The organism is Shewanella sp. WE21 (assembly GCF_002966515.1).
In the GTDB taxonomy this organism is placed as follows: domain Bacteria; phylum Pseudomonadota; class Gammaproteobacteria; order Enterobacterales; family Shewanellaceae; genus Shewanella; species Shewanella oncorhynchi.
The window spans coordinates 1,000,380-1,012,276 of record NZ_CP023019.1 but is presented as its reverse complement, the minus strand read 5'-3'; the positions used below and the strand labels follow the sequence as shown (position 1 = coordinate 1,012,276).

Annotated in this window: 9 protein-coding genes and 1 riboswitch; of the genes, 5 read left to right on the top strand and 4 right to left on the bottom strand. The window is 44.6% G+C overall.

What is annotated here, in order from left to right; translation table 11 throughout:
* The first annotated feature begins 23 nt into the window (after positions 1 to 23).
* Positions 24 to 371 carry a BON domain-containing protein gene (locus CKQ84_RS04330; protein WP_105250242.1) on the top strand — a complete coding sequence of 116 codons (348 nt, stop codon included), beginning with the start codon at positions 24 to 26 and terminating at the stop codon, positions 369 to 371.
* Between the two features lie 578 nt (positions 372 to 949).
* On the opposite strand, the gene CKQ84_RS04320 is transcribed toward CKQ84_RS04330, so the two are convergent.
* From CKQ84_RS04320 to CKQ84_RS04310, 3 genes are all read right to left on the bottom strand, one after another.
* Positions 950 to 1,708 carry a hypothetical protein gene (locus CKQ84_RS04320; protein WP_254053162.1) on the bottom strand — a complete coding sequence of 253 codons (759 nt, stop codon included), beginning with the start codon at positions 1,706 to 1,708 and terminating at the stop codon, positions 950 to 952.
* A 222-nt stretch (positions 1,709 to 1,930) separates the two neighbouring features.
* On the bottom strand, positions 1,931 to 2,920 hold the full coding sequence (locus tag CKQ84_RS04315) for a nuclease-related domain-containing protein (protein WP_105250240.1): 990 nt from the start codon (positions 2,918 to 2,920) through the stop codon (positions 1,931 to 1,933).
* A gap of 641 nt (positions 2,921 to 3,561) precedes the next feature.
* On the bottom strand, positions 3,562 to 4,554 hold the full coding sequence (locus CKQ84_RS04310; protein WP_105250239.1) for a class 1 fructose-bisphosphatase: 993 nt from the start codon (positions 4,552 to 4,554) through the stop codon (positions 3,562 to 3,564).
* Positions 4,555 to 4,820: 266 nt separating this feature from the next.
* Here CKQ84_RS04310 and CKQ84_RS04305 point away from each other — a divergent pair, with 266 nt between their 5' ends.
* Positions 4,821 to 7,133: a S9 family peptidase gene (locus CKQ84_RS04305; protein WP_105250238.1), complete on the top strand. Its 2,313-nt coding sequence runs from the start codon at positions 4,821 to 4,823 to the stop codon at positions 7,131 to 7,133.
* 88 nt (positions 7,134 to 7,221) lie between these two features.
* Here the strand turns inward: CKQ84_RS04305 and arcA are convergent, their stop codons facing one another.
* Positions 7,222 to 7,938, bottom strand: coding sequence for a two-component system response regulator ArcA (gene arcA, locus CKQ84_RS04300; protein WP_006080127.1), 717 nt, complete (start codon positions 7,936 to 7,938; stop codon positions 7,222 to 7,224).
* Between the two features lie 588 nt (positions 7,939 to 8,526).
* Here arcA and CKQ84_RS04295 point away from each other — a divergent pair.
* The 3 genes from CKQ84_RS04295 to CKQ84_RS04285 all read left to right on the top strand — a co-directional run bounded on the left by CKQ84_RS04295 (position 8,527) and on the right by CKQ84_RS04285 (position 11,877).
* Positions 8,527 to 8,961 (top strand): DUF3293 domain-containing protein, encoded by a 435-nt coding sequence (locus CKQ84_RS04295; RefSeq protein WP_105250237.1) that lies wholly within the window; start codon positions 8,527 to 8,529, stop codon positions 8,959 to 8,961.
* Between the two features lie 100 nt (positions 8,962 to 9,061).
* Positions 9,062 to 9,236, top strand: a riboswitch (Lysine riboswitch).
* A 150-nt stretch (positions 9,237 to 9,386) separates the two neighbouring features.
* Positions 9,387 to 10,742 (top strand): lysine-sensitive aspartokinase 3, encoded by a 1,356-nt coding sequence (gene lysC, locus CKQ84_RS04290; protein WP_105250236.1) that lies wholly within the window; start codon positions 9,387 to 9,389, stop codon positions 10,740 to 10,742.
* 1 nt (position 10,743) lies between these two features.
* On the top strand, positions 10,744 to 11,877 hold the full coding sequence (locus CKQ84_RS04285; protein ID WP_105250235.1) for a succinylglutamate desuccinylase/aspartoacylase family protein: 1,134 nt from the start codon (positions 10,744 to 10,746) through the stop codon (positions 11,875 to 11,877).
* Positions 11,878 to 11,897: the final 20 nt, after the last annotated feature.

Genomic DNA, 11,897 nt, shown 5'->3' with positions numbered 1-11,897 from the left:
TTTGCAGTGTGAAGGAGCTTATAATGCAAACCATGAAACTTACGTTCGTTACCGCTGGTGTTGTACTCGTTGGTAGTTTGCTGCTTAACGGTTGTGATAGTGGCAATGTGAATACTCAAACAGGTACACCAGACTTAACTGTAACAACCGAGGATGGTACTGGTGATGATATTAAAATTGCCACAGCAGTTAATACTGCGTTGATCGCTGATCAGCAGCTACAAAATTTAGATATTCAGATAGAAACCCGCAAGGGCGATGTCACCATTTCCGGCAATGTAAATAGCCAAGCTCAGAAAGACCAAGCTGAACGGGTGACGGCAGCAACCTCTGGTGTGCACTCGGTAAATAATCGGTTGGAAGTAAAATAGCAATGTCAGTAAAGCCGCCTGTTTGATGTATTCAATTGACAGACGACAAACAGGAGCGGCAGCTCTTATCTGGCTTTAATTCACCGCTTATGCCACAAAATACCAATCCCCGCCAACCATGCTGCGGGGCGTTGGCCTTCTTGATTTATAAATGTGTGAGTCCAGCTATGGTCACTCACGCTGGCCTTGTGGCTGCTGTGGCAGATTTGTGCTTTGGAGTTTGTACCCGTCGTGACTTTCTTTGCGCCACATTTCGCACTTGCTACGTAGCTTTTGGCTTTGTGGCCTTACGGCCGAGAAAGTCCTAGGGCTTCACCCCTGACGTTTAATCAAGAGTCGACCAAGGAGGACTGCTCGTCCTATCCTCCTTGGATTCTCCAAGACGCCCCCAACGGAGTTGAAAGCCCCTTGGGCATTTAGCGTCCTTATGCTATCGCGTCAGACGCTCGTCCCTGATTCGACTGACGCTATCTCGGCATCCATGCCTCGATCACGCAACGAACGCAAATGCCCTGCGGCAACTCCGAGGGGAGTGTAAACTTCTGTGATCTCGGTGTTGGCCGTTAATCCCAAAAGAGTTATGCCTGTCCAGATTCTATTTTCTTAATGGCCCAATAAATTTCCCAATGTATTTTAGCTTGCCAGAGTTCATAAGCCAAAAATGTCATAATAGTAGCGAACATCATTAAGAAACCTTTTAATAGGTCTGTTTTGACACTATTAAATTCGAGATGCTGTGATGCTACAAATAAAGTGATGTTATTATTCTCTAGTGTATCGCTGCTAACTACACGTTTTAAAGCATTTAAATAACCGCTATTTTCAAAGGCGAAACTACTTTTCTTGAAGTATTTGATATCACTAGTTGATGTTTTATTACACTTATGAACACTATCACTGATTAGCTTGTCTATTTTTTCACTTGGGTGTTTTTCTGTTTTTTCAACAGAAAATGGGTAGTTGAAACCTGCCCAAAATTGGCCACTGCTATCAAGGCTAATAACACAAAACACATCTATCGCTTTACCATATTTTTGTGATGGACTTAATTGAATGTGTACTGATTTCTGTCCAGATAAATCTACCGTATTGATGTTGAAATATATAGGCATTCCTTTTTCTTGCCATTCGGTTAGATTATCTAACTCTGATAGCCTTGATAAACCCAATGAACTTAATAAAAAAGCAGATATTAATAAAAGTGACTGCAGTGAGAAAATTGATACCCACATTGAATTTTTATATCTTGGCTTTTTAAATTCAACAAATGAAAAAGGCTTTTTTATCAAGCTAGTCGAGAAATATGATACTAAACCTGAAATGCAGAATAGGCTCACAATCCCATTCCATTCAATGCTAGTTAGATAGGTTTGATAGAAGTGACTATGACTAATTAACTCGGATAGATACTTTGTGAAGAATATAGATGATAAGAAAAACAATAGCGTAATGCAGCTCATATGCAGTAGCACTGGTAATAAAAAGTACCTCAACTTAATTTGATAGGGCTTCATGTTCGGTGTAGTAGACAAAATTATGAGTATCCTAATTGATTTCGTTTAGATAACCCTATAAAGATTATCACAATCATTACAATGTAGTGTGTAGGCTTCTTTAGCTTTAGTTATTTTCGTTTGTGTGCTTTGGCACTGTGGACAGGCTTGTTTCATTGGCGTGTTTTTAGTGCATTGGTTGCATTTGATGTAGTAACCAAACTTACCGTACATTGGGGTGTAGTTTGTTGATTCTCCGCAATGTTTACAGCTAAGAATGCTGTGTGTGACAGATTGAGTTATTGCAGGGGGTTTAGCTTCAACTGCTTTGTTAACTTCAAAGTGTGCAACAGGCTCATTGATTTGTTGTGTCTGCGAGAGCGTTATTTCATTGGTTGATTTATGTGGTTCTATATGTCGATCGATTAAGAAATTGGTAATGGAATTGAGTTCTTGTTGATTAAAGTCGGGGCGGGTGTCGCTTACATTTATAATGCGCATGAACTTACTTTTAAGATTCATGATTTTTTCAAGTTTATCGACTAAAAACTCTGTTTTAACTAACAACTCAGAAATGGCCGTTGGCATAGTATCTCTGTTGATTACCGCATCACTTGAGACCGCGCACACATGGTTCCAGCAACGCATACCAAAACTTTGTTGTCTTATACCAAGTAATTTTCCTAGAATTTCACTTCTATGCTGTTTTAGCATTTCTTTAAGCAGTGCTTGTTGTAGTTCAACTTGCTTGATAGGAGATGGCATACCAAACCATTTACTTCCGTGACTACGCGTCCATTCACCCTGTTGGTTCACATCCACATGGCCTTTTATACTTTTAGATTCAATTAAAACAAAGCCGTAGGGGTAAATAATTAAGTGATCAACTTGCGCGGTTTCGTCATTAAAGGTGAATCGAAAATCATTGATGACCAACACTTCTGGATGATCTTTGAAGGCGCGGCGTAAATAGAAGGCAACATCCTGTTCTTGTTTTTGACCCGCAATCGTTTGTGGTGTTTGGGTATTTTGAAGTGATTTGGTTTTTAGAATCATTTATCAACAGCATCCATTCATAACTTGATAATAATCAGCCTCATAATACCCACTTTGCAGTTCAAAGATAAAGACAAAAATAGCTAATCATTAACGCTGGGAGTGTCATTATTGACTATCAGATATACACAGGGTTTAGCTGGATTAAAAAAGATGGTTCAGGAACCAATCTTTTGGGATTAACAGCTAACCCTGAGATTGAAGAAGTTCATCTTTCCCTGCGAAGTTGCAGAAGGGCATTGAAGACTCTTTATTAAAGGCAAAAGAGCAAATAGGCTTCATTTTTATGCCTTGATTACTTTCCAATAACTCTAGTGTTTGAGGAATACACCATCCCCTCGGAGTTGCCGCAGGGCGAATAGACAAATTGCGTGAGTCTCGGCATGGATGCCGAGCTAGCTTTCGCAGGTGCAGGGACGCATCCTTCGGAAGCGATAGCAGATTTGGCAATAAGCACAAGGGGCTTTCAACTCCGTTGGGGACGTCATGGAGCATCCAAGGAGGATAGGACGAGCAGTCCTCCTTGGTCGGGTGTGGGGTGAAGCCCCACGACCTTCTCGGCCGCAAGGCCGTATAAATAACAAAAAAGCCACTGTGGTCAGTGGCTTTTATCCTAAAAATCAAAATCTAAGCGATTCTGCTTAGTCCAGACTTGGTTCTTCGCTGTAATCAATACCGTGGTAGCTCAGGCAAGCGTCGACTTCGTTGCTGCTGCCTAGGATGACGGCAACACGTTGGTGAATGTGCGTTGGTTGAATATCCAAAATGGTTTCATAACCGGTAGAAGCCTTACCGCCAGCTTGTTCGACTAAGAAGGCCATTGGGTTGGCTTCGTACATCAAGCGCAGTTTGTACGGTTTTTTAGGATCTTTATTGTCGGTTGGGTAAGTGAAAATACCACCGCGAGATAGCACGCGGTGTACATCGCCAACCATGGCCGCAATCCAGCGCATGTTGAATGATTTTTCGCGTGGGCCAATTTTACCGAGCAGTAAATCGGCAATATAGGTTTGCATTGGCGCTTCCCAAAAACGCTGGTTCGACATGTTAATGGCAAACTCTTGGGTATCTGGGCTAATGCTCATGGCGGCGTTAGTCAGTAAAAACTCATTGGTTTCTGGATGCAAAGTAAAGAGTTGCACGCCTTGGCCTGTGGTCAATGCCAGCATGGTCGATGGACCATAAAGTACATAACCTGCGGCTAATTGTGCGCGGCCAGATTGTAAAAAACTAGTTTCAGTCAGCTCGCCAGCAGGCGCGGGCAGGATAGAGAAAATGGTGCCTACTAACGAGTTGATATCGATATTAGATGAGCCGTCTAGCGGATCGAAACACACTAGGTATTGACCATTTTGGCTGACTTCAACCACATGATCTTCTTCTTCCGACGCCAAACCACGCACTGTACCGTCAGCTTTTAATGCATCTTTGAGCATGTCGTTGGTGATGATATCCAGTTTTTTCTGGGTTTCACCTTGGACGTTTTCTTGCTCAGTCGCGCCTAACACGCCCGCAAGTGCACCGTGGCGAACGGCATGGCTAATGGCTTTTGAGGTGTCGGCTAAGGTTAAAATTAGGTGGGAGAGGGAGTCGTTCACTGCCTGTGAGGTCAGGTGCTGGGCCAGAGTCTGCATGTTATGTCCTTTAGAGGTTCAACAATGAGGTCAATTTCGTTATTTGCCGCGAATGATAACTCAGTTAGTCGACAATTTCAGCGATGTTGCTGATGCTTTTAGCGAATATTAAGGCTTTTTGGGATTATTTGGATTGAGCTTGGCGCAAGGGCCTAATTTGTATCGGCATATTGCATGCTCTTTCTATTTATAGGCGGCCTCTGGCACAATGTCGGCTTGTTTTTAATCGCTGACATCTTAGGCGATTATGCTCCCAAGGAATAATAATGATTAAAAATAGGTTAACTTGGTTCCCTGCGTGCTCACTTAAGGTGCGCGCCGTTCCCCTACTGATAGCGAGCCAAATGGCCATGATTTCGACAGCTATGTTTTCAATTACCCCAGCTTTTGCAATGGAAGGCGGCAAACTGCCACTGACGATTGAGCGAATGAATGCCTCGCCCGCATTAGCGGGCACCAGTCCTCGTGGTTTGAAATTGTCACCCGATGGTCAGCGTGTCACTTATCTTGCGGGCCGTAAAGACAATCAAAACTTTTATGATCTCTGGCAGATGGATGTAAAGACGGGTAAATCTAGCCTATTGCTCAATGCCGATAAGTTGGCAAGCAATGAATTATCCGATGAAGAAAAGGCCCGCCGCGAACGCCAACGTATTTATGGCGAAGGCATTATGGAGTACTTCTGGGCCGATGATAGCCAAGCGCTATTAATTCCGGCTGCTGGTAATCTGTATTATTTTTCATTAGTGGATAACAGAGTCAGCCAACTTCCCATTGGCGAAGGGTTTGCCACAGATGCGCGCCTATCACCCAAGGGACATTTTGTGTCTTTCGTGCGGGATCAAAATCTGTATGTGTTAGATCTGGCGACCAAAAAACTCCAAGCTATGACGAGCGATGGCGGCGGGGCGATTAAAAATGCCATGGCCGAGTTTGTCGCTCAGGAGGAAATGGATCGCATGACAGGTTATTGGTGGGCGCCCGATGAATCGGCCATCGCCTTTACCCGTATTGATGAGTCCGGTGTCGAGCAAGTAACCCGTAACGAAATCTATGCTGATGGTATTAAACTTACTGAACAGCGCTATCCCTATGCCGGCAAAAACAACGTCGATATCGCCCTCGGTGTGGTCACGTTAAAAGATAAGGCTATCAATTGGGTGAAGTTGCGCGAAGAGAACAGCGAAGACAAGAGCAAAGATATTTACCTGCCGAGGGTCGATTGGCTGCCCGATAGCAAACATTTGTCGTTCCAGTGGCAGAGTCGCGATCAACATAAGCTAGATTTGCAACTGGTGGCGTTAGATTCACTGACTAAGCCAAAAACCTTAGTGAAAGAACGCAGTAACGCTTGGGTGAACCTCAATAACGATCTGCACTTCTTAAAGCAGCAGTCTGCCTTTATTTGGGCGTCTGAGCGCGACGGCTTTAATCATCTGTATCTTTTTGACTTAAAAGGCAAACTTAAAACCCAATTGACTCAGGGCGAGTGGGCAGTCGATGCGTTGGAATACATAGATGAAACCGCTGGTTGGGTATATTTCACTGGCCGCAAAGATACGCCAATCGAGAAACAACTTTATCGCGTGCCTTTAGCGGGTGGCAAGGTTGAGCGGGTAAGCAAGCAAGCGGGCATGCACGACCCTGTGTTTGCCGACAATCAAAGTGTGTATCTGGATTATTTCAATAGCTTATCTCAGCCACCGCAGATCAGTTTACACGGTGACAAGGGCCAGCAACTGGCTTGGGTTGAGCAAAATGAAGTCAAGCAAGGCCATCCTTTATATGACTATGCGGGTCTGTGGCAAATCCCTGAATTTGGTGAACTGAAAGCCGAAGATGGCCAAGTGTTACAAACCCGTTTATTCAAACCTGTTCCCTTCGATGCGAGCAAGAAATACCCTGTCGTAGTGCGGGTTTACGGTGGGCCGCACGCACAGTTAGTGACCAACAGTTGGAGCGAGCAGGACTACTTTACCCAGTATCTGGTGCAACAAGGCTATGTGGTGTTCCAGTTGGATAACCGCGGCAGCGCCCACAGGGGCACAAAGTTTGAGCAAGTGATTTATCGTCACTTGGGCGAAGTTGAAGTCAAGGATCAAAAAGTGGGAGTGGACTATTTACGGAGTCTGCCATTTGTCGATGCCGATAATGTGGCAATTTACGGCCACAGTTACGGTGGTTATATGGCCTTGATGAGTTTATTTAAGGCGCCGGATTACTTTAAAGCCGCGATTTCGGGTGCACCTGTAACCGACTGGCGCTTATATGACACCCATTATACTGAGCGTTACTTAGCCCATCCTGAGGGGAATGAAAAGGGTTATGAAGCCAGCAGCGTGTTTCCCTATGTGAAAAATTATCAATCGGGTCTGTTGATGTATCACGGTATGGCCGATGATAACGTCTTGTTTGAAAACAGCACTCGGGTTTATAAGGCGTTGCAGGATGAAGGGAAATTATTCCAGATGATCGATTATCCTGGATCTAAACATTCGATGCGTGGCGAGAAAGTACGTAATCACTTATATCGCTCACTGGCAGATTTCCTCGATAGGCAGTTGAAAAACGCCAAATAGCAGGCATAAAAAAACCAGATCCTAGGATCTGGTTTTTTTGAATCGATTCTTATCAAACCAATTAATGCGGATGTCGCTTAGCGGGCGATTAGCCTTCTAAGTTACCGCAAAAACGATAGCCTTCACCGTGAATAGTCGCGATGATTTCTGGCGTATCTGGCAAGCTTTCGAAATGCTTACGGATACGACGGATAGTCACGTCTACAGTACGATCGTGTGGCTTAAGTTCACGGCCAGTCATTTTCATCAGTAGATCGGCACGAGTCAAAATTTTGCCTGGGTTTTCAACAAAGTGCAGCATAGCGCGGAACTCGCTACGTGGCAGTTTGTAAGATTCACCCTGTGGGCTCACTAATGAACGGCTGTTGATCTCTAAGCTCCAATCATTGAAGCGGTAGTATTCTACTGAGCTCTTTTCTTCGACTTCAGCGCCAGCGCTGTTGACACGAGTCAGAAGGTTACGAGCACGAATCGTTAATTCACGTGGGTTGAACGGCTTGGTAATATAATCGTCCGCGCCAATTTCAAGTCCAAGAATTTTGTCGACTTCGTTGTCACGACCTGTCAGGAAGATAAGACCGATGTTGTTGATTTCACGTAGTTCACGTGCCAACAATAGACCATTCTTACCTGGCAAGTTAATGTCCATAACGACCAAGTTAATTTTGTTTTCCTGCATAGCCTTATGCATTTCTGCGCCATCATTGGCCTCAGTTACCACATACCCTTCTGCCTCGAAAATACTTCTCAGCGTGTTACGGGTAACGGCTTCATCTTCAACGATCAGAATGTGCGGATTTTGCATATTATTTACCTAAATTTTAATCAGTTTATACTAACCAATAAGAGCAACTTACTTCGGGCTCTTATATTCATAAAAGCGTTGATACTTCCTTGAACTGCTTTGTGCTCAAAAGGAAAATCTTTACGGTGACATCTATATCTGGATGTAGATTAAGTGCACGTTTAAGTGTAATACGAGAAAACGTAATCAGTACCAACTTCGATAAGCAATAGTTAGAATAAGTTCCTTAACTATTGTTTTTTTTAAATGTTTAAAAGACAAATCAAATGTAGAACAGATTTTAAACAGATGCCCGGTCAGTTCACGTTACTTTAAGCGATATATGTAACAAACTGTATTGAACGATAAGCATCTTGCTCAATCTGTTTCAACTCACCAGTACGTACATTGTACTCGTTTTAGTCATTTGTTAACAAATGAAATGTTAACAAATTTTAGGTGAGCAGGGGTTTTTACCATGATATTTACTTTAGCTATTGATTAGTATAACTAATGTATTTCTTATTCCTGTGAGCCAGTTCACGCCTCTTTGGATTTTACAATCACTCTGCTACACTAGCTTGGGTTCATTTTTCGACTAGACTACCAATGGACAATACGACTCAAAATTTGTGGCAATGTTACCAAGCGCCGTTGTTTTTGCTGACTCAAGCATTATCCTGTGATTTTTCCTTTGCTGTTATTACCGCTCATAATCCTGCTTCAAAGCTTCTCTTTCCTAGCCAAAACCGTTTACTCGATCGCCAACTTCTTCGTGAAATTGAATTACTCGGTAGCCCTTATCGTGCTTTAGTGGGCGCAGCACCGGATTTATCCCACATGGAAAAAAGTTGGGCCGTGTTTATCGATAGAACGATGGCATTGCAATTGGGTAAGAAATTTAATCAATATGCGATTTATGTTGTCGAACAAGGGGATGTGAGCTTAGTGCCTTGCACCTTGGATGGACATGATGAAGTGTGTTTAGGCAAATTTAGAGATTATGTGCAGCTGGTATACGAGCTACCCGATTTGAACACTTAGTTGTTTTCAAAAGATTTTATTTAAATTGTTCATTTGTTATGAAATTAGCATTGACTTCATTAGGGGTTTATTGCTACTTTTTTCGTCCCTTTCCTAGGAAAGGAACAGAAGAGGAGCGTTAACTAGGTAGTCGGTCAGAGGAGCACAAACTCCAGCGATGACTGATGAGGGAGATTAACGCCGAGGCATAGATATGGTTGCTGCATGTTTATGTCGGTCGCTCAGGCTGAATCCTGACGATTGTCACCTGTAATTGGTGGAGAGCTTCTGGTGACGATTGCTGTTTCCCTTCTTTTGGGGTGCGTTATCATTGAGCACCAGGCTCTTCGAACGAAGTCAGTTCGGAGTGTGATCATGTTAGTTAATCAATATCTTATTCAATCTGCATTTATTTGTTGCCCTACGTGTTTCACGGAGGTGCGCTAATGTCCCTCGTTGTCGCAAAATTTGGTGGCACCTCAGTCGCCGACTATAACGCTATGAATCGCTGTGCCGACATAGTGTTAGCTAATCCTCATTGCCGTTTAGTTGTGGTCAGCGCTTCGAGCGGCGTGACGAATCTACTAGTGGAATTGACCCAAGAATCGATCAACGACGATGGACGATTACAGCGATTAAAACAAATTGCCCAAATTCAATATGCGATTTTAGATAAGCTCGGTCGTCCTAATGATGTGGCCGCCGCATTAGATAAATTATTGAGTCGTATGTCGGTATTGAGTGAAGCGCTTGCATCACAACGCAGCAAAGCGACCATGGATGAGTTGTTGTCCCTCGGTGAGCAATGTTCTTCAGCGTTGTTTTCGGCTGTGATCCGTGAGAAAGGTGTTAACTCAAGTGCCTTCGATGTGCGCCGAGTATTACGTACTGACAGTCACTTTGGCCGCGCCGAACCTCAGGTCGAGCAGATTGCGACTTTAGCTAGTGATTATCTACAGCCACTGTTAGCGGAACAAGTGATTGTCACGCAAGGCTTTATCGGTGCCGATGACGCCGGTCAAACGACCACGTTAGGTCGCGGCGGTAGTGATTATTCTGCTGCGTTGTTAGCCGAAGCGCTACGCGCCTCAGCGGTCGAAATTTGGACTGATGTTGCGGGGATTTATACAACGGATCCTCGTTTGGCGCCCAATGCCTTTCCGATTGCAGAGATCAGTTTCAATGAGGCTGCCGAGATGGCGACCTTTGGTGCCAAGGTATTGCATCCAGCGACTATTCTTCCTGCCGTTCGTCAGCAAATTCAAGTGTTTGTAGGTTCAAGTAAAGAGCCTGAAAAAGGCGGGACTTGGATCCGTCACCAAGTGGAAGATGCGCCCGTATTCCGCGCTGTGGCTTTGCGCCGCGATCAAACTCTGTTAAATCTGCACAGCTTGCAAATGCTGCATGCGCAGGGCTTTTTAGCGGAAACCTTTGCGACATTAGCGCGACATAAGATCAGTGTGGATTTGATTACCACATCAGAAGTGAATGTGTCTCTAACCCTAGATAAAACTGGTTCAGATTCAAGTGGTCAAGGTCTGTTGAGTGAGGCATTGCTACAAGAATTATCACAGCATTGTCGTGTGCGAGTTGAAGATGGATTGGCCTTAGTGGCGATTATCGGTAACCGCATCGCGACGACGCCGGGTATTTGTCGTCGTGTGTTTGAAGTGTTAGAGCCACACAATGTGCGGATGATTTGCCAAGGTGCCAGCCCACATAATCTGTGCGTGTTAGTGGCAGAATCGGAAGCGGCGCAAGTGGTTAAATCGCTGCATCAAAATCTATTCGAAGGCGTTTAGTATGTTGCCGACAACATCGTCTCTGCAAATCGGGGAGCTTGCCGCAGGGCAAGCACTCACTTTGCCTATCTACCATTTCAAGCCGAGTGACGATAAGGCAACTGGCCCCAAAGTGTATATTCAGGCCAATGTCCACGGTGCTGAAGTACAAGGTAATGCGGTGATTTATCAGTTGATGAAGCAGCTTGAACACTGTGATATCCGCGGCGAAATCACCTTAGTGCCATTGGCGAATCCACTCGGGATCAACCAAAAAAGTGGTGAGTTTACCCTTGGCCGATTTGATCCTATTACGGGCGCGAATTGGAATCGTGAGTATTTGAATCATGCTATTGATTTGCCGACTTGGTATGGCGAACATGCCAAGCTGAGTGATAGCGAGCTGCTCCAAGCCTATCGCAGTACTTTGGTTGAAGCCTGTCAGCAAAAATTGCGTCATGAATGGGGCATTACTACTGGCCATAGGCTCGCGGTTAATCTGCAGATTATGGCCCATGGCGCGGATATAGTGCTCGATCTGCATACGGGTCCTAAATCCTGTAAACATTTGTATTGTCCCGAATATGACTTAGCTGCTGCGCAGTTTTTGTCGATCCCTTATACGCTCATTATCCCCAATGCCTTTGGTGGCGCCATGGATGAGGCTGCGTTTTGTCCTTGGTGGCAATTGAGTGATTTTGCAAAATCTCAAGGGCGCGATTTAGGAGTTGCAGTGTCAGCGTTAACCTTGGAATTGGCGAGCCAAGAGCGCGTCTGTCTTGAGGATGCACGGGTCGATGCCCAAGGGATTCTGGCGTATTTAAGCCACCGAGGCGTGATCGCTGAAACCCTTGCACCTGCTAAAATGCGCCGTTTTGGTTGTTACCTTAAAGACTATAAAAAGTATCACGCTCCGAGCGCGGGTTTAGTGGAATACCTCGCGCCTGTGGGCGAGCCATTAACCGCCGGCAAACCCTTAGTGAATTTGCTGCGTATGGATTTATACGGCACGGCGGGTGAGCTAAAAACGGTTAGTTTGCCGCAGGACTGCGTGCCTATTTTGCACTTTGCTTCGGCGTCAGTGCACCAAGGAACTGAGCTTTATAAAGTGATGACCAATGTGTTTGAGTTGCCGACATTCCAGCCTAAATCATAAAAATTAGCTCGTAAGCATTA